This window comes from Sphingomonas sp. MM-1, assembly GCF_000347675.2.
GTDB lineage: Bacteria > Pseudomonadota > Alphaproteobacteria > Sphingomonadales > Sphingomonadaceae > Sphingomonas_E > Sphingomonas_E fennica.
In genome coordinates this window covers 1,204,903-1,223,568 of record NC_020561.1, presented here as the reverse complement: position 1 = coordinate 1,223,568, position 18,666 = coordinate 1,204,903, and the positions used below count along the sequence as shown (strand labels likewise).

At 70.2% G+C, this 18,666-nt stretch carries 22 protein-coding genes; 17 read left to right on the top strand and 5 right to left on the bottom strand.

Going from position 1 to position 18,666, the window contains the following annotated elements:
• Positions 1-19: 19 nt before the first annotated feature.
• Positions 20-748 (top strand): FliA/WhiG family RNA polymerase sigma factor, encoded by a 729-nt coding sequence (locus G432_RS06005; RefSeq protein ID WP_015457932.1) that lies wholly within the window; start codon positions 20-22, stop codon positions 746-748.
• Here G432_RS06005 and G432_RS06000 read toward each other — a convergent pair.
• Together G432_RS06000 and G432_RS05995 are read right to left on the bottom strand one after the other, a co-directional pair.
• Positions 696-1,343, bottom strand: coding sequence for a hypothetical protein (locus tag G432_RS06000; protein WP_015457931.1), 648 nt, complete (start codon positions 1,341-1,343; stop codon positions 696-698). The genes G432_RS06005 and G432_RS06000 overlap by 53 nt on opposite strands.
• A gap of 103 nt (positions 1,344-1,446) precedes the next feature.
• Positions 1,447-2,265: a flagellin N-terminal helical domain-containing protein gene (locus tag G432_RS05995; RefSeq protein WP_015457930.1), complete on the bottom strand. Its 819-nt coding sequence runs from the start codon at positions 2,263-2,265 to the stop codon at positions 1,447-1,449.
• Between the two features lie 290 nt (positions 2,266-2,555).
• Here G432_RS05995 and G432_RS05990 point away from each other — a divergent pair, with 290 nt between their 5' ends.
• The 16 genes from G432_RS05990 to G432_RS05915 all read left to right on the top strand — a co-directional run bounded on the left by G432_RS05990 (position 2,556) and on the right by G432_RS05915 (position 16,303).
• On the top strand, positions 2,556-3,812 hold the full coding sequence (locus G432_RS05990) for a sigma-54 interaction domain-containing protein (RefSeq protein ID WP_041864820.1): 1,257 nt from the start codon (positions 2,556-2,558) through the stop codon (positions 3,810-3,812).
• A gap of 11 nt (positions 3,813-3,823) precedes the next feature.
• Entirely contained in the window at positions 3,824-4,183 is a 360-nt protein-coding gene (locus tag G432_RS05985) for a flagellar hook-basal body complex protein FliE (protein WP_015457928.1), read from the top strand.
• A 3-nt stretch (positions 4,184-4,186) separates the two neighbouring features.
• Positions 4,187-5,938, top strand: coding sequence for a flagellar basal-body MS-ring/collar protein FliF (gene fliF, locus G432_RS05980; protein WP_015457927.1), 1,752 nt, complete (start codon positions 4,187-4,189; stop codon positions 5,936-5,938).
• The gene (gene fliG / locus G432_RS05975; protein WP_015457926.1) at positions 5,931-6,965 is read left to right on the top strand and encodes a flagellar motor switch protein FliG; all 1,035 of its coding nucleotides are present in this window, start codon (positions 5,931-5,933) and stop codon (positions 6,963-6,965) included. The genes fliF and fliG overlap by 8 nt, the downstream gene beginning before the upstream one ends.
• Positions 6,958-7,605 carry a FliH/SctL family protein gene (locus G432_RS05970; RefSeq protein WP_041864819.1) on the top strand — a complete coding sequence of 216 codons (648 nt, stop codon included), beginning with the start codon at positions 6,958-6,960 and terminating at the stop codon, positions 7,603-7,605. Before fliG ends, G432_RS05970 begins: the two co-directional genes overlap by 8 nt.
• A gap of 5 nt (positions 7,606-7,610) precedes the next feature.
• Positions 7,611-8,933 carry a FliI/YscN family ATPase gene (locus tag G432_RS05965; protein ID WP_236626894.1) on the top strand — a complete coding sequence of 441 codons (1,323 nt, stop codon included), beginning with the start codon at positions 7,611-7,613 and terminating at the stop codon, positions 8,931-8,933.
• Positions 8,930-9,358 carry a flagellar export protein FliJ gene (locus G432_RS05960; protein ID WP_015457923.1) on the top strand — a complete coding sequence of 143 codons (429 nt, stop codon included), beginning with the start codon at positions 8,930-8,932 and terminating at the stop codon, positions 9,356-9,358. Before G432_RS05965 ends, G432_RS05960 begins: the two co-directional genes overlap by 4 nt.
• Complete coding sequence (locus tag G432_RS22055) at positions 9,355-10,935, top strand: flagellar hook-length control protein FliK (protein WP_015457922.1); 1,581 nt, start codon at positions 9,355-9,357, stop codon at positions 10,933-10,935. The genes G432_RS05960 and G432_RS22055 overlap by 4 nt, the downstream gene beginning before the upstream one ends.
• A 14-nt stretch (positions 10,936-10,949) precedes the next feature.
• On the top strand, positions 10,950-11,534 hold the full coding sequence (locus tag G432_RS05950; protein WP_015457921.1) for a flagellar basal body-associated FliL family protein: 585 nt from the start codon (positions 10,950-10,952) through the stop codon (positions 11,532-11,534).
• Positions 11,535-11,538: 4 nt separating this feature from the next.
• Positions 11,539-12,528, top strand: coding sequence for a flagellar motor switch protein FliM (locus tag G432_RS05945; protein ID WP_015457920.1), 990 nt, complete (start codon positions 11,539-11,541; stop codon positions 12,526-12,528).
• Positions 12,525-12,842, top strand: coding sequence for a flagellar motor switch protein FliN (fliN, locus tag G432_RS05940; RefSeq protein ID WP_015457919.1), 318 nt, complete (start codon positions 12,525-12,527; stop codon positions 12,840-12,842). The genes G432_RS05945 and fliN overlap by 4 nt, the downstream gene beginning before the upstream one ends.
• Positions 12,839-13,117 carry a FliO/MopB family protein gene (locus G432_RS05935; protein ID WP_015457918.1) on the top strand — a complete coding sequence of 93 codons (279 nt, stop codon included), beginning with the start codon at positions 12,839-12,841 and terminating at the stop codon, positions 13,115-13,117. The genes fliN and G432_RS05935 overlap by 4 nt, the downstream gene beginning before the upstream one ends.
• A gap of 87 nt (positions 13,118-13,204) precedes the next feature.
• The gene (gene fliP, locus G432_RS05930) at positions 13,205-14,017 is read left to right on the top strand and encodes a flagellar type III secretion system pore protein FliP (RefSeq protein ID WP_015457917.1); all 813 of its coding nucleotides are present in this window, start codon (positions 13,205-13,207) and stop codon (positions 14,015-14,017) included.
• Positions 14,017-14,289, top strand: a complete 273-nt coding sequence (locus G432_RS05925) for a flagellar biosynthetic protein FliQ (protein WP_041865189.1) — start codon at positions 14,017-14,019, stop codon at positions 14,287-14,289. Before fliP ends, G432_RS05925 begins: the two co-directional genes overlap by 1 nt.
• A complete protein-coding gene (fliR, locus tag G432_RS05920) occupies positions 14,286-15,068 on the top strand; it encodes a flagellar biosynthetic protein FliR (protein WP_015457915.1) in 783 nt (260 codons plus the stop codon). The genes G432_RS05925 and fliR overlap by 4 nt, the downstream gene beginning before the upstream one ends.
• A 98-nt stretch (positions 15,069-15,166) precedes the next feature.
• Positions 15,167-16,303 carry an EscU/YscU/HrcU family type III secretion system export apparatus switch protein gene (locus G432_RS05915; protein ID WP_015457914.1) on the top strand — a complete coding sequence of 379 codons (1,137 nt, stop codon included), beginning with the start codon at positions 15,167-15,169 and terminating at the stop codon, positions 16,301-16,303.
• 276 nt (positions 16,304-16,579) lie between these two features.
• Here the strand turns inward: G432_RS05915 and G432_RS05910 are convergent, their stop codons facing one another.
• Genes G432_RS05910 through G432_RS05900 form a run of 3 tightly spaced genes read right to left on the bottom strand, consistent with a single transcriptional unit; the run spans position 16,580 to position 18,631 of the window.
• Positions 16,580-17,401, bottom strand: coding sequence for a DUF4198 domain-containing protein (locus G432_RS05910; protein ID WP_015457913.1), 822 nt, complete (start codon positions 17,399-17,401; stop codon positions 16,580-16,582).
• 25 nt (positions 17,402-17,426) lie between these two features.
• Positions 17,427-17,945: a DUF2271 domain-containing protein gene (locus tag G432_RS05905; protein ID WP_015457912.1), complete on the bottom strand. Its 519-nt coding sequence runs from the start codon at positions 17,943-17,945 to the stop codon at positions 17,427-17,429.
• A 5-nt stretch (positions 17,946-17,950) separates the two neighbouring features.
• The gene (locus tag G432_RS05900; RefSeq protein ID WP_015457911.1) at positions 17,951-18,631 is read right to left on the bottom strand and encodes a PepSY-associated TM helix domain-containing protein; all 681 of its coding nucleotides are present in this window, start codon (positions 18,629-18,631) and stop codon (positions 17,951-17,953) included.
• Between the last annotated feature and the right edge of the window lie 35 nt (positions 18,632-18,666).

Here is an 18,666-nt window from a genome sequence, read left to right as displayed (position 1 = left end):
CACCTGAAGGGTTGAAACCATGGCCTTCGCCAACGCCGCCATCAGCCAGACCTATCAGCGCCGCCCCGCGCGGGCGCGCCCCGGCGATCTGGCGCGGGAACATATGCCGCTCGTGCGTCGCATCGCCTGGCACGTCCATGGCCGGGTGTCGAACGCCATCGACATCGAGGATCTGGTGCAGATCGGCATGGTCGCGCTGGTCGAGGCGGCCAACAATTTCGAGGATCGCGGTTTCGCTTTCTCCACTTATGCGACGACGCGCATCCGCGGGGCGATGATCGATCATCTGCGCCGCCACGCCAATATCTGCCGTTCGGCGATGAGCCGCAGGCGGGAGATCGCCCGCGTGCGCGCCCGGCTGGAGCAGGCGCTGGGCCGGCCCGCGACCGATGCCGAGATGGCCGACGCCATGGGGCTGAGCGCCGCCGACTATCGCGAGGCGGCGGACAGCACGGCGGCGGTGCGGCAGGAATCGCTGGATGAGGTCTATTCCGACCAGTCGATGTGGTTCGCCGACATCGAGGAGCGCGTGGACCAGACGCTGGAGCGGGATGAGCTGCGCGACCTGCTGGCCGGCCATATCGCCGAGCTGCCCGAGCGCGAGGCGCTGGTGCTGCAGCTTTATTTCGTCGAGGAGATGAACCTGGACGAGATCGGGCTGACGCTGGGCGTGGGCGCCGCGCGCGTGTGCCAGATCAAGAAGGCCGCGCTCGATCGGCTGCGGGCAAGGCTGGCCGACCACCGTTGATCCGCCGGTCGATCCGGTCGACCTTCTCGGCGATGCTGTTGATCCTGTTGGCCAGCTCCGCCTGGGCATCGCGGATCGCATCCACCCATGCGGCATTGCTGCCCAGCGCCTGATAACGCACCAGATCGCGGCGGAAATCGTCCAGCGCGGCGCGCATCTGCGCCGCCGTGGCGGGTGCGCCGGCTTCGTCGGCCGACATGTCCGCGGCGGTGGGGGGCAATGCCGGATGAAGCGGCGGCGCCCGTTCGGCAATGGGGAGAGGGGGGATGGAAAGCCCGTCCACCGCGCGTTCCAGCGCGGCGATGCGCTGCCCCGCCTCGGCGGCATTGCGGCTGGCGATGACAAGGCCGATCGTGGCGACGAGGCTGGCGAAGGTGGCGAGCGCTGCGATGCCGTAGGGCAGCGCGGCCTTCAGCCCGGCAAGCCGACGGCGGCCGGCCGGTGCCGGGCCGGCGGCTTCCGGGGTTGCGGGTTCCGGCCCGGTCGCCGGCGCATTGGCGACGATATCTGCATCGGCGGCATCGGCATTGATCGGGGCGGTGAATTCCACCGCCGTCGCCGGATCGAACGCCTTGCCATCGGTCCGCTTGTTCATGCCCGTTTCCGTCCCGACCATGGGTGGCTGAAAATAGGGAAGGGCCCCGGCGCGTGGGGTGTGCGCCGGAGCCCCGTTTCCTCCTCCCGGAAGTCCCTTTCGCTTAGCGCAGCAGGGTCAGCACGTTCTGGCTGCTCTGGTTGGCCTGGGCGAGCATCGCGGTGGAAGCCTGGGCCAGCACCTGCGCCTTGGCGAGGTTGGTCGTTTCCGCCGAGAAATCCGCATCCTCGATCCGCGAGCGCGCATCGGAAAGGTTGGTGAGGTTCGCGGTCAGGTTGTTTACGGTCGATTGCAGGCGGCTCTGCGAGGCGCCGAGCGTGGCGCGCGTGGTCGCCACCGTCGAGATGGCGGAGGTGAGCGTCGCCAGATCGGTATCCTGAAGATCGCTGACGTCGATGCTGGTGGCGTCGCTCAGGTCGAGTTCGGCGAAGTCGAGCGTCACCGTGTCGCCGGCATTGGCGCCGACCTGGATGTCGACCTTGCCGTCCGCATCCGCGCCGGCCGAACCGTCGAACAGCTTGACGCCGTTGAAGTCGGTCTTGGTGAGGATGTCGCTGATCTGGCTCTGCAGTTCCTTCACTTCGGCCTGCAGGTTGCCTTTGTCGCTGTCCGAATAGGTGCCGCTCGACGCCTGCACGGCCAGCTCGCGGATGCGCTGCAGCATGTTGCTCACCTCGTCCAGCGCGCCTTCGGCGGTCTGCGCCATCGAGATGCCGTCGTTTGCGTTGCGGACCGCCTGGGTCATGCCGCGAATCTGCGAGGTCATGGTCGAAGCGATGGCGAGGCCGGCGGCGTCGTCCTTGGCGCTGTTGATGCGCTTGCCGGTCGACAGGCGCTCCATCGCCGTCTGCAGGGAGCTGTTGGCGACGCGCGATCCGTTCTGAGCCCGGAGAGCGCTGATATTGGTGTTGATGACGGTCACGGTCGTTCCTTTCCCGCTCGATAAGTCAGGCTGTCCGGTCTCGTCCGTGCCAGCCACGATCGGGGTAACGGTGGGGTTTCGGGGAGCTTTAGGGGCGGCGCCCGCAAATTTTTTTCGGGGGCTCGGCCCGTTTTCCAAGGAAACGTCCTACGCGCGTGCGCGGGCCTGCGTAGAGGCGCGGACGGGCCGACAAAGCCATTTAATAAAATTAAGACGATCGTAACCAACCCGGCAATATTTTCCTACCTCGAGGCGCCACCGGATCGGTGGCCGGCACGGTGGGGGCTGTGATGCGGATGATCGGATTGAGCGAAGGGGCGGCGGACGCCAACCCCACGCTCGCGGGGTGGCTGAGGGGGATCGGCTTCGACGCCGCGATCGTCCCCGCCACCGATCCGCGCGAACGCGGCGAGATCCGCATCCTCGACATTTCCGAAACCGCCGCCGCCACCCATCGCGACCTGATCGTGGAATTCGCGGACGGCGCGCCCTTCTATCACCCGGCGGCAGACGGCCTGCCGGCGCGGCTGCGCTTCGGCTTCGCCGACATGGCGTTCGGCAACGCGCTGATCGCCGAGCTGGTCCGTCCCGCCGCCCGGCCCGCCTGCGGCGAGCCGGAAAGCGCGAAGTTCCTGGCGCTCGCCACCAAGGTCGCGCGATCGGACGCGACGGTGCTGGTGCTGGGCGAGACCGGCACCGGCAAGGAAGGCGTCGCCCGTTATATCCATGCGATCAGCCCGCGCGCGGACAAGCCGTTCGTCGCGGTCAATTGCGCGGCGCTGCCCGAAACCATGCTGGAAGCCATGCTGTTCGGCCACCAGAAAGGCAGCTTCACCGGTGCCGGCGCGGCGAGCGAGGGCCTGTTCCGCGCGGCGGACGGCGGCACGCTGATGCTGGACGAGGTGGCGGAACTGCCGCTCGCCCTCCAGGCCAAGCTGCTGCGCGCGCTGCAGGAGCGCGAGGTGCTGCCGGTGGGCGCCACCCGCAGCGTGACGGTGGACGTGCGAATCGTCGCCGCCGCCAACCGCGATCTGGCCGCCGAGGTGGCGGCGGGCCGGTTCCGCGCCGATCTTTACTGGCGGCTCAACGTGATGCCGCTCAACCTGAAGCCGCTGGGCGAACGCCGGCAGGATATCCGCGCGATCGCGGCGGCGCTGCTGGTGCGGCACATGCCGGCGGGCGAGGCCTTCGCCTGGCCCACGGCCGCCGCGCTCGACCGGCTGATGGCGCATGGCTGGCCCGGCAATGTGCGGGAGCTGGAGAACGTCCTCCAGCGCGCGCTGCTGCTGCGGGACGGCGATCGGATCGATGCCGGCGACCTGAGCATCGAGGCGATGGCCCCGGTGATGGCGCCCGCCGCGATGCCCGAGGCGCCGGAAGTCCGGCCGCAGCGCAGGTTCGCCGATATCGCCCGCGCGCTCCAGGCCCGCGCGATCGAGGAGGCGCTGGCGGCGACCGGCGGCCACCGCCTGCGCGCGGCCGAACGGCTGGGGATCAGCGAGCGCACGCTGCGCTACCGCCTCGCCGACATGCGCGCGGCGGCCTGAGGGGCTAGGCGATGACCAGGATAGACAGCTCCAGCCTGCTCCAGATGCGGAGCGCGATCCTCCAGCAAAATGCCGCGCTCCAGAAGGCGGCGCAGAAGCCGGCCGAACAGGCCCCGATCGCGGGGCTCGGGGCTGCCGGGCCGCAGGCGCCGGCCAACTTCACCAAGGCGTTCGGCGACGCGCTTTCCGCCGTCAACGAGCTGCAGGCGAAGGCGGGCGCCGCCTCCGAATCCTACGAACGCGGCGAGACGACCGATATCGCCGCGGTGATGCTTCAGCGTGAACAGGCCAACCTTGGTTTCCAGGCCACCCTTCAGGTCCGCAACAAGCTCCTTGCCGCATACAAGGACATCATGAGCATGCCGGTATAAGCCATGGCAGACATAGCAGTTTCCAACGATGCCGCGCCGGGACGCGCGCTCGCCATCCCCGCCGCCGGGCGCCCGCCCATGGGGCCCATGCTTGATCGGCTGAAGGGCATGATGGAGCAGCCGGCCGTGCAGCGCTGCCTGCCGATGATCGGCCTGGTCGCGATGCTGGGCCTCGCCGCGCTTGCCTGGATGGCCTTTTCGCAGGCGCCGCAGCGCGATCTGTTCCGCGGCCTCGCCGATGGCGACAAGGCGGCGGTGGCCGATGCGCTGAAATCGGCGGGCGTGGATTATCATATCGATCGCGATACCGGCACGCTCACCGTTTCGGACGGGGATTTCTACCGCGCCCGGATGCTGCTGGCGCAGGCCGGCCTGCCCAAGAGCGCGCCGGACGGCGATGCGATGATCAGCGCGCTGCCGATGGGCGCCAGCCGGGCGGTGGAGGGGGAGCGGCTGCGCGGTGCGCGCGAGCTGGATCTGGCCCGCACCATCGAGCAGATCGACGCCGTGGCCGCCGCCCGCGTGCACTTGGCCGTCGAGCAGCCGAGCGTGTTCCTGCGTGAGAGCCGGCAGACGGCGGCGTCGGTGATGCTCCAGCTCCAGCCCGGCCGGTCGCTGGGCGATGCGCAGGTGAAGGCGATCGCCCATCTCGTCGCTTCCTCGGTGCCGGGGCTGAGCGCGGAGGGCGTGTCGATCGTCGACCAGTCCGGCAAGCTGCTGTCCGGCGGGGGCGGCGACGCCGCGACCGACGCGAGCGAGCGCCAGATCGACATCCAGGCGAAGATGGAAAGCCGCTATCGCGAGGCGCTGGACAAGCTGCTGATCCCGATCGTCGGCCCCGGCAACTATACCGCCGAGGTGCATGCCGACCTGGATTTCGCCGAGGTGCAGGCCACGCGCGAAAGCTATCCCAAGGATCTCGCCACCGTCCGCGCCGAACAGGGCGGATGGACCAAGGAAGGCGGGCCGGACGGCCCCGACGCGGTGGGCGGCGTTCCCGGCGCCATCGCCAACACGCCGCCGCCGGCGAGCCAGGTGGCCGCCCAGCCGAACGGCGCCATGACGCCGCCGGTGCCCGGCGCGCCCAACACTGGCGCCACGGCCGCCCAGAGCCGCACGACCGAGAATTACAACCGCACCTTCGAGCTCGGCCGCGAGGTTTCGGTAACGCGCAATCCGGTGGGCACGGTGCGCCGGCTTTCCGTGGCCGTCGCGCTGCGCGACGTGAACGGCAAGGCCCGGCCCCGTGCCGAGCTGGTGCAGATCGAGGATCTGGTGAAGGGTGCCGTCGGCTTCGATCAGCAGCGCGGCGACACCATCGCCGTCAACAGCCGCAAGTTCGCCGATACCGATGTGGAGGCTGTGGGCGCCAAATGGTGGGATGCGCCCTGGGTGGGGCTGGCCGCGCGCAACCTTTCCGCGCTGATGATCGCCGCCCTGCTGGTGTTCGGCATCGCCCGCCCGCTGCTGAAGCGCCGCATCGCCGCCGCCGCGCAGCGCGCCAAGGAGGAAGCGGCCGCCCGCGAGGCGCAGCGCGCGCTGGTGGGGCGCGAGATCGCCGCCACCATCGCCGATGAAAGCCGCATCGACCCCAATCGCACCGTGACGCTGGACATGATCGAGGCGACGCCGGGCTATGCCGAGCGCGCCGAGCTGATCCGCGGCTTCGTGCGGCAGGACCCCGCCCGCGCCGCGCTGGTGGTGCGTGACCTGATCCGTGCCGACAACCCTTCGGGAGATGCCCGCAATGGCTGAAGTCGAAACGCTGACCCGCGAGGCGGGCGAGCGCATGCCCGCCGGCTGCGAGGCCGCCGCCATCCTGCTGATGCTGCTTTCCGAGGAGGAGGCCGCCGACGTGCTGGCCCGGCTGGAGCCGGACGAGGTGCAGATGCTGGGCGGTGCGATGTTCGGCGTGGCCGATGTCAGCGAGGGGCAGGTGAACGGCGTGCTCGACCTGTTCGTCCGCCGCGCCCGCGCCCGCACCACCATCGGCTTCGGCGCGGACCGGCATATCCGGGGGATGATGGAGCGCGCGCTGGGCAGCGACCGCGCCGACAACATCATGGCCCGGATCACCCCGCCGACCCGCACCAATACGCTGGACGCGCTGAAGTGGATGGACCCGCGCACCATCGCCGCGCTGATCGAGAACGAGCATCCGCAGATCGCGGCGCTGGTGCTGGCGCATCTCGACCCGCCGATCGCCGCCGATGTGCTGCAGCTGGTGGACGAGGAGGCGCAGACCGACCTCATCTACCGCATCGCCAAGCTGGGGCCGGTGACGTCGGAGGCGCTGGAGGATCTGGAGCGCGTGCTGCTCCGCCAGCTCGGCCACACCATGCGCGGCGGCGCCACGTCGCGGCGCGGCGGGACGAGCGAGGCGGCGAAGATCGTCAACAATACCCGCACCACCGCCGAGCAGCGCATCATCCGCTCGCTCAACAAGCTGGATCGCACGCTGGCCCGCACGATCGAGGACGAGATGTTCGTGTTCGACAATCTCGGCGCGCTCGATGAGAAGAATATGGGCACGCTGCTGCGCGCGGTGGACAATTCCATCCTGGTCGTGGCGCTGAAGGGCGCGGAGGAGAAGCTCCGCGCCAAGATGCTGGGCTGCATGTCCAGCCGCGCCGCCCAGTCGATCATGGACGAGATGATCGAGCGCGGCCCGATGCGGCTGACGGAGGTGCAGGACGCGCAGAAGGAGATGCTGGCCATCGCCCGCCAGCTTGCCGACGCCGGCACCATCAACCTCGGCGGCAAGGACGGCGACTATGTCTGACATGTGGAGCGCCGCCACCGGCATCGCCGCCGCCCGGCTGGGCACCGTCACCCGCGATCCCGCGTTGGCCGTGTTCACGCCGTGGGCGGCGGTCGCCACGCCCACGCCCTTCGTGGCGGACCGGATGGTCTGCCCCTCCAACGACGCGGAGCCGGAACCCGCGATCGACACGGCCGCGCTGGAGGCGGATGCCTTCGCCCAGGGCTTTGCCGAGGGACGGCGGACGGCGGAGATCGAGATTGCCGAGGATCGCGCCGCGCTGATCCGGCTGGCCGAAAGCCTGCAGGCGCTGCGGCCCGAGCCGCATCACGAGCTGGGCCTGCTGCTGGCCGAGACGGTGGAGCGGCTGGTGCGGCAGATCGTGGGCGAGGTGGCGATCGACAGCGCCGCCGTGCTGGCGCGCGCCAATGCCGCCGCCGCGCTGATCGCCGAGGAATCGCGCCCCGCGCGGATGCGGCTCTGCCCCGAGGACCATGCCCGCCTGGCCGATGCCGATCTGCCGGTGGAGCTGATCGCCGATGCCACGCTGGCGCCGGGCACGGTGCTGGTGGAAACCGGCGAGGGCTGGATCGAGGACGGGCCGGAGGCGGGGCTGGAGAAGCTCAGCGCCGCGCTCGACAAGATGGGCGTGCCGCGATGACGGGGATGCTCGCGGGCCGCGCGGCGGCGCTGCTCGATACCATCGATATCGCGCAAGGCGGGCCGCGCCGGATCGGCCGGCTGGCCGCCTATGACGGGCTGATGCTGGAGGCGACCGGATTCCACCAGCCGATCGGATCGGGCGCGCGCGTGATCGATGCGGAAGGCAATGCCTGCCGGGCCGAGGTGGTGGGCTTTCGCGGCAACCGCACGCTGATGATGGCATTGGACAGCGATGCCCCGCACATCACCGGCGCGCGCGTGGAGCCGGACAGCCGGGGCGGATCGGTGGCGGTGGGCGCGGAGCTGCTGGGCCGCGTGGTCGATGCGCTGGGCGAGCCGCTGGACGGGCTGGGGCCGATCGCAGCCGCCCATCGCTGGCCGCTGGCCGGGCGTCCGGGCAATCCGCTCAACCGCGCGCGCGTGACCGAGCCGTTCGACATGGGCGTGCGCGCGATCAACGCGCTGCTTACCGCCGGCGTCGGCCAGCGCATCGCCATCGCCGCCGGATCGGGCGTCGGCAAATCGGTGCTGATGGGCCAGATGATCGCCGGCGCCGAATGCGACGTGATCGTGGTGGGGCTGGTGGGCGAGCGCAGCCGCGAGGTTTCCGATTTCCTCGCCACCAAGCTATCCGGCGCCGTGCGGCAGAAGAGCGTGGTGGTGGCGGTGCCGGCGGATCATCCGCCGCTCCTGCGCCTGCGCGCGGCGATGCGGGCGACCGCGATCGCGGAATTCTTCCGCGAGGCGGGCCTGCGCGTGCTGCTGCTGATCGACAGCCTGACGCGCGTGGCCCATGCCCAGCGCGAGATCGGCCTTTCGCTGGGCGAGCCGCCGACGATGAAGGGTTATCCGCCCTCCGCGCTCGGCCTCATCCCCCGCCTCATCGAACGTGCCGGCGCCGACGCCCGCACCGGCGGATCGATCACGGCCATCTATACCGTGCTGGCCGATGGCGACGATACCGACGATCCGGTCGTCGATACCGCGCGCGCCATCGTCGACGGGCACATCATCCTTTCCCGCAGCCTGGCCGAGCAGGGCGTGTTCCCCGCCATCGACGTGGGCAAATCGCTGAGCCGGGTGATGCCCGACGTGGTCGAGCCGGATCATCTCCGCGCCGCCGCCAATCTCCGCCGGCTGTGGGCGGCCTATGAGGAGAATCGCGACCTGATCCTGATGGGCGCCTATCGCGAGGGCAGCGATCCGCGCATCGACGAGGCGGTGATGCGGCAGGCGGATATCCGCGCCTTCATCTCCCAAGGCCAGAAGGAACGGGTGGACGGCGGCGAGTCCGTCGCCCGGCTGATCGCGGAGTTCGGGGCATGAAGGCGGCGGTGCGGCGGCGCGAGCGGATCGTCCGCGCGCGGACCATCCAGCAGCTTGCGGCCGAAGCTAGGCTGGCGCAGGCCGAGGGGCGGCTCGCCTCGCTTACCGACAGCGCGGACCGGCTCGGCCAGTTGCGCGACAGCCTGGGCCTCGGGCCGGGCGGGTTCAGCGCGGCGGTGCTCGCCAATGCGGGCGAGATGGCGATGCGGCTGGACAATGCCCGCGCGGGGCTGGCCGACGCGATCGTCGGCGCCCGCGCCACCGTGGAGACGTGCACCGCCCAGCGGCTCGAGGCGCGCATCCGCAGCGAAAGCGCGCAGCGGCTGGCGGACAAGGCGGCGGTGGCGCTGGAAGCCTGGCGGGAAAAGCGGCAGGCGGTCGCCTCCCGGCCCCGGTCGCGCCTGGGTGAAGGAGGCGTCGCATGATCGGCGCGGCGATGCCGGCGGCGGCGCAGCCGGCCGCGATCGCGGGGGGGCGGCCCGGGGGGGCCGTGCCTTCCGACATGTTCGACGCGCTGATCGCGAGCGTGGGGGCGATCACCCCCGGCGCCGTCACCGCCGCGCCCGTGGGGGGCGCGATGCCGGTGGCGCCTGCCGGGGGTGATATGGCCCCGCCGGGCGAGGATGTGGACGCCGCCCTGCTGGAGGCGTTGCCGATGCTGGCGCCGGGCCGTGGCGGTCCTGCGGGAGCCGTCATCGGCGGCAAGCCGGTTCCCCCGCCGACGATGCTCCCCGTGGGGGAGGGCGTATCGGTCGATGGCGACGGCATGACGCAGGTCGCCGTTCCGGTCCCCGTCGGCATCGATCAGCCGCAAAGCGTGGTGGACGCGCCGCCGCCCCTGGCCGTCCGCCTCGCGGCCGGCCGGCCGGCCACGGCGATGCCGGTCCTGCGCGTGGCCGAGCACGCGGAGGCCGGGCCCGAAAGCGAGCCGGACGCCGAGGGGGACGATGACGGGGCCGATGCCGCTCCCGTCCCGGCCGCAAAAGCGGAGCAGGTGGCCCAGCCGGCGGCGCTGCCGATCGCGGCGCTCGCGCCACCGGCGCCGGCCGCATCGTCGCCCGCGGCGCCTCCGATGGAAGCGGCTGCGCGCCCGGCGACGCCGCGAGTGCAGCCCCCGGTTGCCGGCCCCGATGCGCCGGAGGCCGGGCCGGTCGCACAGGAGAAGGTCGCGGTGCCGGCAATGGCCCTCGCCGATCTGCCGGTGCCGGTCGATGCGCCCGAAGCGCCGGCCGCCGCCTCACCCGCTGGCGATGTGGCGGAAACGCCGGCACCGGCGCTGCCGCGTGACGCCATGGCTCCAGCGGCGCGGATGCCGGCGCCGCCGCTTGCCCCATCGTCACGGCCCGAAACGGCAGCCGATGTTCCGGCCGAGCCGCCCGTCGCCGCACCCGCGGCGGAGAAGCGCGACGCCGAGGCTCCATCCGCAACCTCGCCGGTCGATAGCGCCACCCCCTTGCCGCCGGCGGACCCCCGGATCGCACCCGCCGTTTCCCCGGCTCCCGCAACGGCCGCCCCGGCCGCTTTCGGGCTGGTGGATGGCGGTGCGGTGGTGGTCGCCCGGCATCTCGATCTCGCGCGGGACAGCGCGTGGCTCGATCAGCTTGCCCGCGATATCGTCGCGGCGGGCGACGGCGGCACCCGGCTGCAATTCCGGTTGAATCCCGAGCATCTGGGCTCGCTGCATGTCGAGCTGACGCGCGGGGACGACGGCGCTTCGGTGCGGTTGACGGCGGAGACCGAGGCGGCGCGCACCGCGCTGGCCGATGCGCAGGGGCGGCTGGTCGCCGAGGCCCGCAGCCACGGCATGAAGATCGCCGAAACCCATGTCGACCTGGGCCAGCAGGGCAGCGGCCAGCGGCAGGCCGGCGACGGCCAGCCCCAGCAGCAGCCGGCCTGGCAGCAGAGGCAGGCCCAGCAGGCCGAAGCCGCGCCCTCCACGGCGCGCGGCCTGCCATGGGATCGAACCGAAGGGCGGGATGCCGCCCATGAACGCTACGCATGACGGGAATTGGAACAGTGAGCGAGGAAAAGAAGCCGGCGCCGGCGCCCCGGAAGGGCAAGCTGAAGATCATCCTGATGGGCGGGCTGGGCGCATTGCTGCTGGTGGGCGGCGGCGTCGGCGCCGGCCTCTATGCGGCGGGCGCGGGGCTGGCCGGCGGCCACAAGGCGGAGCCGGAGGACCCGAACCAGCCCAGGCTCGTCCCCCGCGAGGGCGCGGACCAGACCGCGCATGCCGGCGGCAAGAAGCCGCGCGCGATCGAGGAAGCGCTCGATCCCGGCCGCTACAAGGCGAGTTATTATGATCTCGCCCAGAATTTCACGTCCAACCTGCGCGATTCCGATGGCTTCATGCAGGTGTCGCTGGGCATCTCCACTTATTACGACCAGCGCGTGATCGATCGGGTGAAGGCGCATGAGATGGCGATCCGGTCCGCCGTGCTGATGACGCTGGCCGATCAGGACAGCTTCGTGATTTCGACGCCGGCCGGAAAGAAGCAGCTTCAAAAATCCCTGAAGAACGCCATAAACGAAGTGCTTGTCCAGAAAGAGGGCTTCGGGGGCGTGGACGACGTGTATTTCACCAATTTCATCATTCAGTGACGTCATGACGGATGACGGCAAATCCCTGCTGGGCGACGACGCGCTGGGCGCGTTGATGGCGGAGCTGACGGAGGTCGACGATGCCGGCGGCGGCAACGGCGCCGTGCGGGATTCGGTCGTCCGCCCCTATACGTTCGGGCAGGACGGCTATGCCTCCGCCGACAGGCTTTCGGGCCTGGCCCGCATGGCCGAGCGGCTGGCGCGGCACCTGCGCTCGGTGATCGAGCCCTTCGCCGGCACCAAGGTGCAGGTGGCGGCCGAGCATCACCAGACCATGCTGTTCGATCGCTGGCGCGCCGAGCTGCCGAGCTTCAGCAGCATCAGCCTCTATCGCCTCCGCCCGCTGAAGGGCGGCGTGCTGGCGGTGATCGAGCCGGAATTCGTGACTGCGATGGTCGATGCCTTCTACGGCGGCAGCGGCGTGGCGGTGAAGCACCGCGCGCGCGAATTCACGCCCACCGAGGAACGGCTGCTCGGCCGGCTGACCGACGGGATCATGGAAGGCGTGGCCAGCGTCTGGTCCGATGTCGGCTCCTTCCTGCCGTCCTTCGTCTCGCGCGAAACCAACGCCGCTTATGCCAGCCTGGTGCGCGCGGACGAGCCGGTGGTGGTGCAGCGCTTCATCGTGACGCCCGGCACCGGCCGCTCCTCCGTGGTGGCGATCGTCTATCCGCTGGGGTCGCTCCGCCCCTATGAAAGCCAGCTCGCCGCCAAGGTGCATGCCGATCCCGGCCCGGTGGACGGCGAATGGCGCGGCCGCCTGGCCCGCGCGCTCACCCATGTGCGCCTGCCGGTGCGCAGCGTGCTCGCCCAGCCGGAACTGACCGTGGCGGAACTGATGGCGCTGAAGCCCGGTGACGTGATCCCGATCACGCTGGCGCCCAAGGTGCCGCTGATTGTGGCGAACCGCAGGCTCGCTTATGGGACGATCGGGGAACAGGAAGGCAGGGCGGCCTTGATGGTCGAGCATGTCGAACAGGGGACTATGAAATGAGCGAGACCAGCGAGACCGTGCCCGCCGCGGCCGATCCGCTTGCCGGCCGCAACCTCCGGCTGCTGGCGGATATCCCGCTCAGGCTTTCGGTGGAGGTGGGATCGACGTCGCTGAAGCTGAGCGAGCTTCTCGACATTGCCGAGGGCAGCGTGGTGGAGCTGGACCGGCAGGCCAACGAACTGCTCGACATCCTCGTCAACGGCACGCTGGTGGCCAAGGGCGAGGTGGTGACGGTGAACGGCCGCTTCGGCATCCGCATCGTCGATGTCGTCGCCGCCGACGCGCGGCTGGCGGGGATCGAACGCCGGGCATGATGACCGCCTATATCCTGCGCCTGCTGGTGCTGCTGCCGCTGGTGGCGGGCATGGCCTTCGCCACCCTCTGGCTGTGGCGCCGCTTCCAGCCCGGCATGACGATCGGCCCGCGCGACCGCGCCGTGAAGGTGGTGGATGCCGTGCCGATGGGCACGATGGGCCGCCTCGCGGTCGTCGAATTCGATGGCAAGCGCTATCTGGTCGGCGTGTCGCGCGGCCGCATGGACCTGCTCGCCGAAAGCGACCAGCCGGCGAGGTCGGGTCGTGAGGGGTGAGGCGGGGCGTTCCTCACTCCCTTGTCACCCTGAACTTGTTTCAGGGTCCACCGTGCCGCAGGCGCCGTCGCTCTCGTGGAGGGATGGATGCTGAAACGGGTTCTGCATGACGGCGGGAGCATAAGGCGCGGGCTCGTCGTCGCAGTGATCGCCTTGCTGGCGATGCTGCTGTGGACGCATCCGGCCTTCGCGCAGGCGGCGCCCGTGCCGCCGCCGGCCGGCCCCGGCGCGCTCGATCGCGCGCTCACCACCATCTCCGGCGACGGGCGCCCGCTTTCGCTGTCGCTCCAGATCCTTGTCCTGATGAGCCTGCTGACGGTGCTGCCGTCGCTGGTGCTGATGATGACGAGCTTCACCCGCATCATCATCGTGCTGTCGATCCTGCGCCAGGCGCTGGGCCTGCAGCAGACGCCGCCCAACCAGGTGCTGGTGGGCCTCGCGCTCTTCCTGTCGCTGTTCGTGATGCGGCCCGTGATCGCGGAGATCAACACCAGCGCCTACACGCCCTATGGCGCGGGCCAGATCGGCATCGAGGATGCGATCAAGCGATCGGGCACGGCGCTCCACGGTTTCATGGTGAAGCAGACGCGGGAGACCGACCTCAAGCTGTTCGCCGATCTCGCCAAGGTGCCGCCCTTCGCCAGCACGGCGGAAATCCCCTTCTCGATCCTGCTGCCCTCCTTCGTCACCAGCGAGCTGAAGACGGCCTTCCAGATCGGCTTCCTGATCTTCCTGCCCTTCCTCATCATCGATCTGGTGGTGGCCTCCACCCTGATGGCGCTGGGCATGATGATGCTGTCGCCGTCGATCGTCTCGATGCCGTTCAAGCTCCTGCTGTTCGTGATGGTCGATGGCTGGGCGCTGACCATGGGATCGCTGGCGGGATCGTTCGCGACATGATCGCCGATGCCGATTATTTCATCGGCGTCGCCCAGCAGGCGCTGTGGGTGCTGGCGCTGGCGGCCGCGCCGATCCTGATCCCGGCGCTGGCGGCCGGCCTGATCCTGGGCATGGTGCAGGCGGCGACCTCGATCAACGAACAGACGCTGAGCTTCGTGCCGAAGCTCATCATCGTCGGCCTGGCGCTCGCCATCTTCGGCGGGGCGATCATGCTGCTGGTCGCCGATTTCACCCGCGACATCTTTGCCCGCATCCCGGATCTGATGCGATGATCCCCGCCGGCTTTGCCGGGGTGGAGGCGCAGCTCTGGCTGTGGATGCTGGCGATGATCCGGCCGGGCGCGGCCTTCGTGGCGGCGCCGGTGTTCGGCAGTCCGCAGGTGCCGGTGCAGCTCCGGCTGATCATCGCGCTGGCCGTCGGCATCCCGGCCACGGCCGCCGTGCCCTTCGCGCTGCCCGATGGCGGCATCGTCTCGCTGGAAGGCTTCGCCCTGATTGCGGGCGAGGTGCTGGCGGGCCTTGCTTTGGGCTTCGCCGTGCAGATCGGCTTTTCGGCCGCGCTGCTGGCGGGCGAGGTGATCGGCAATGCGATGGGGCTGGGCTTCGCCGGCATGGTCGATCCGCAATCCGGCCAGTCGAGCCCGGCGATCGGCCAGTTCCTGTCGATCCTCGGCACCTTCCTGTTCCTGTCGATCGGCGGGCACCTCGCGCTCGCGGGGCTGGTGTTCGAAAGCTATGTCGCGCTGCCGCCGGGGCAGGCGTGGCTGGGGGCGGAAAGCATCAAGGGCCTGGTGGATTTCGGCGGCATCGTCTTCGCCGCCGGCGTGGCGATCGCGCTGCCCGTCGCCTTCGCCATCATCCTCGTCCAGATCGTGATGGGCATGCTGTCCCGCTCGGCCCCGGCGATGAACCTGTTCGCGGTCGGCCTGCCCGCCGCCCTTCTCGCCGGCCTGATCCTGCTGGCCATCGCCGCGCCCGTGATGGCGGATGCGGTGCTGGGCGCCATCCAGCGCGGGCTGGAAATGGCCGGGCAACTGGCGCGGGGCGGGTAGAACAGGGCCGTCGCATATCGGCTCCCGATGCGGCCTAACGGACTGTTAACCTTGTTGGCGCACTGCTTTCCATCACGATCGTGGGGGGAGCGGACGGCTTGGCGGAAGGCGCGGACAAGGACCAGAAGACGGAGGCCCCGACCGAGAAGCGCAAGCGCGAAGCGGTCGAGAAAGGCGATGTCCTCCAGTCCCGCGAGCTGGGCACCGCGCTGGTGGTGCTGGCCGGGGCCGGCTGGCTGGCGCTGGCGGGGCCGTGGGCGGTCGGCGCGCTGGAGGATATGCTGCGCGCGGCGCTCAGCTTCGATCACGGCGCGGTCGCCGATTTCGATCCGGGCCGCGCAATCCTGACCTTGCTCGTCATGGTGGCCTTGCCGCTGGCCGCTTTGTTCGGCCTCACCCTGCTGGCGGCGATCGGCACGCCGGCCGCGCTCGGCTCGCTGGGCTTCCGCTGGGGGGCGGTGGCGTTCAAGGGCGACAAGCTCAACCCGCTCAACGGCGTGAAGCGCATCTTCGGCCTGCAGGGGCTGGTGGAGCTGGGCAAGTCGCTCGCCAAGGTGGCGCTGCTGGGCGGCGTCGGCTGGTGGCTGCTCTCGCATCAGGCGCGGGGCATAGCGGGGCTGGGCGGGCAGGATATCCGCCATGCGATCGGCGAGGTGGGCGGCAGCTTCGTGATGGCGGTGCTGGTGATGGCGCTGGCGCTGGTGGCGATCGCCGGCATCGATATCCCCGCCCAGATCATCCAGCGCGGCCAGCGCCTGCGCATGACCAAGGACGAAGTGAAGCGCGAGCATCGCGAGAGCGAGGGTTCGCCCGAGCTGAAGGCCACCATCCGCCGCAAGCAGCACCAGATGAGCGCATCGGGCCGCAAGGCGGTGGCCGAGGCGACGGTGGTGCTGACCAACCCGACCCATTTCGCGGTGGCGCTGCGCTACCGCCCCGGCTTCGATGCCGCGCCGGTGGTGGTGGCCAAGGGCCGCGGCGCCACGGCGGATGCGATCCGCGATCTGGCCCGCGAAAATGCGGTGCCGATGCTGAGCTATCCGCTGCTCGCCCGCGCCATCTATTACACGTCGCGCGCCAACCAGCAGATCCGCGACGATCTCTATCTCGCGGTCGCGACGATCATCGCCTTCGTCTTCAACATCGATCGCGCAATGGCCGAAGGCATCGCCCCGCCCGTGGTGGAGGTGCCGGCCGGCGCCCGCTTCGACAGCGAGGGCCGCGCGACGGACTGAGGAGTGTGCGGCCCGACGGGCGCGTGCCACCGGCCGACGCCCCGTGCGGGAAACCCGCGCCCCGTCACCCCGCGCCCATCGTCATTTCGACAGCGAGGCGCGCGCGACGGACTGAGGAGTGTGCGCCCCGCCACCCGCACCCATCGTCATCCCCGCGCAGGCGGGGATCCATTGTGTCGGGAGCTGGCGGCTTCATCGCGCCGCTTGCTCCCGCCGGCGCGGGAACGACGATGTGGGTATGGCTGGCGGGCGCCGGGGAAAGCGGAAGCGCCGTCCTTACGGCGCCAGCACTTCCAGGGTGGTGATGTAGCCCAGCCGGCGCTGCGCCGCGCCCGGCACGCTGGCCTTGTCGTCGGTGGCGGTGGCGTTGAGCCAGTACATGCCCGGCTCCTTCCAGTCGATCTTCACCTCGCCCTTGGCGTCGGTGGTATATTCCACCTCGTTCAGGCTGTTGCGATAGCGGATGCCGCCGGGGATCACCGCCACCTTGAGGTTTGCGGCGGGCTTGCCGTCGATAACGAAGCGGAAGGTGGCCTGTTCGCCCACGACGAGATCATTGGGGTGGGTGACGGGCACCAGTTCCAGCCCCTTGCCGGTGGGCTTGAGCACGGTATCGGTGGGCTCGCCCGACGTGACGAATATCTCGTTGCGGTTCCAGCCCTCGCTCAGCTTCACGTCGGTGGCGCCGGCGGGGATCAGGCCGGCGACCTGATCGGCCGTGGCGCCGCGCGGCAGGCGCTTCTCCTCGCCGTTCAGCTTGTAGCTGCCCATGATGCCGCCGCCGGAATTGGCGATCTTGTAGGTGCCCTTCTGCGTCAGGTGCACGTCGAAGGTGCTGCGATAGCGGCCGGTGGAGCCGTTCTCGATCTTCACCTCGCTGCCGTCCGGCGCCCAGGCCTTGATATTGTCGAGCCGCAGCGGCTGATGCTCGAAATAAAAGAGGTCGTTGGAGACGGCGGCATCCACCGTCACCCACACGTCGTCGCCCGAAAGCACGGTGGCGGAAGGCATCATCCACTGGCGGTGCGCGGTGGCGGCGGTGGCGGCCAGGCCGAGGGCGGCAGTGGCGATCAGCAGGCGGGGCAGGCGAAGGCGCATCGGGCGGGTCCTCTCGTTTCGCGGATCAGGGCTTGAAGGTGGCGACGACCTGGCCAAGCTCGGTCGAGCCGGCGGCGCGGACGCTCTGGCCGGGCTTGGCGGGCCAGGAGAAGGGAAGCTGCACGACCTCGCGCCCGCCAACCTCGCGGGCGGCCTCGACGAACAGCACATATTGGCCGGGGGCGAGGTTGGGCAGTCCGCCCTTGCCGGCGGTGAAGCTGATCTTCTGCGGGCCGGGCGCGCGGGTGGCGCCGCTGATGCCGGCGGCCGGGAAGGTCATCGTTCGGCCGGACTTGCGCCACCAGGTGCGCATGTCGCGCAGCCATTTGGTGCCTTCGTTGGCCTTCATGTCGTCATCATACCAGACGGCGATGGTGTGGGCGGCGGGCTGGCCCGCCGGCTCGATCCACATCGCCACATAGGGCCGGTGATATTCGGCGACCTTGAGCTGGGGGATGTCGACGGTCACGTCGATCCCGGCGGCGGCGGCCGGGGTGGCGAGGGTGGCAGTGGCCGCGAGGCTGAGGGTGGTGGTGCGCATCATGGACCTCAGTGGATGAAATAGAGGGCGAGGATCGCCGGGATGACCAGACCCGCGCCGACGATCGGCCAGGTGCTCGGCCGCTTGGACGCATGGAGCTGGAGGAGGAACAGCCCGGTGATGGAGAAGACCAGGCAGGCCCCGGCGAAGATGTCGATGAACCATTTCCACGTGCCGCCGGCATTGCGACCCTTGTGGAGATCGTTGAGCCAGGCGATCCAGCCGCGGCTCGTCTCCTCGGCGGTGACGGCGCCGGTCGCGCGGTCGATCGATACCCAGCCGTCGCCGCCGGGACGCGGCAAAGCGAGGTAGATTTCGTCCGCCGACCATTCGGCGATGCCGCCCGCCGGGACCTTCAGCTCCGCGCCCAGCCATTGGGCGATGGGGGCGGGCAGGGGCTTCTTCGCGTCGGCGGCGTCATCGGGCGCGACGGCGGAAAGCAGGTTTGCCGGCAGTTGGGCGGATCGTTCGGCGGTGACGGGCTGGGCCTCGATCTCGGCCGCGTGGTTCAGCGTGATGCCGGTGATCGTGAACAGCAGCAGCCCGATCAGGCAGAGCGCGGAGCTGACCCAGTGCCAGGTGTGGAGCTGCTTCAGCCAGAAGGTGCGCGCGCTGCGGCCGCGACGTGGCTTGGCCACGGGCTTTTCCCCCTTCAAGGGCGTTCGGGCGGCGGGTGGATATTCCTGCATGCCTGGCCCGCATAACGCGAACGATTCGCGTTAAC

Bases quoted from the DNA above. Each gene is read 5' to 3' on its own strand.
- G432_RS06005 (WP_015457932.1), top strand. From the start codon at position 20: ATGGCCTTCGCCAACGCCGCCATCAGCCAGACCTATCAGCGCCGCCCC.
- G432_RS06000 (WP_015457931.1), bottom strand. From the start codon at position 1,343: ATGAACAAGCGGACCGATGGCAAGGCGTTCGATCCGGCGACGGCGGTG.
- G432_RS05990 (WP_041864820.1), top strand. From the start codon at position 2,556: ATGCGGATGATCGGATTGAGCGAAGGGGCGGCGGACGCCAACCCCACG.
- G432_RS05985 (WP_015457928.1), top strand. From the start codon at position 3,824: ATGACCAGGATAGACAGCTCCAGCCTGCTCCAGATGCGGAGCGCGATC.
- fliF (WP_015457927.1), top strand. From the start codon at position 4,187: ATGGCAGACATAGCAGTTTCCAACGATGCCGCGCCGGGACGCGCGCTC.
- fliG (WP_015457926.1), top strand. From the start codon at position 5,931: ATGGCTGAAGTCGAAACGCTGACCCGCGAGGCGGGCGAGCGCATGCCC.
- G432_RS05970 (WP_041864819.1), top strand. From the start codon at position 6,958: ATGTCTGACATGTGGAGCGCCGCCACCGGCATCGCCGCCGCCCGGCTG.
- G432_RS05965 (WP_236626894.1), top strand. From the start codon at position 7,611: ATGCTCGCGGGCCGCGCGGCGGCGCTGCTCGATACCATCGATATCGCG.
- G432_RS05960 (WP_015457923.1), top strand. From the start codon at position 8,930: ATGAAGGCGGCGGTGCGGCGGCGCGAGCGGATCGTCCGCGCGCGGACC.
- G432_RS22055 (WP_015457922.1), top strand. From the start codon at position 9,355: ATGATCGGCGCGGCGATGCCGGCGGCGGCGCAGCCGGCCGCGATCGCG.
- G432_RS05945 (WP_015457920.1), top strand. From the start codon at position 11,539: ATGACGGATGACGGCAAATCCCTGCTGGGCGACGACGCGCTGGGCGCG.
- fliN (WP_015457919.1), top strand. From the start codon at position 12,525: ATGAGCGAGACCAGCGAGACCGTGCCCGCCGCGGCCGATCCGCTTGCC.
- G432_RS05935 (WP_015457918.1), top strand. From the start codon at position 12,839: ATGATGACCGCCTATATCCTGCGCCTGCTGGTGCTGCTGCCGCTGGTG.
- fliP (WP_015457917.1), top strand. From the start codon at position 13,205: ATGCTGAAACGGGTTCTGCATGACGGCGGGAGCATAAGGCGCGGGCTC.
- fliR (WP_015457915.1), top strand. From the start codon at position 14,286: ATGATCCCCGCCGGCTTTGCCGGGGTGGAGGCGCAGCTCTGGCTGTGG.
- G432_RS05910 (WP_015457913.1), bottom strand. From the start codon at position 17,401: ATGCGCCTTCGCCTGCCCCGCCTGCTGATCGCCACTGCCGCCCTCGGC.
- G432_RS05905 (WP_015457912.1), bottom strand. From the start codon at position 17,945: ATGATGCGCACCACCACCCTCAGCCTCGCGGCCACTGCCACCCTCGCC.
- G432_RS05900 (WP_015457911.1), bottom strand. From the start codon at position 18,631: ATGCAGGAATATCCACCCGCCGCCCGAACGCCCTTGAAGGGGGAAAAG.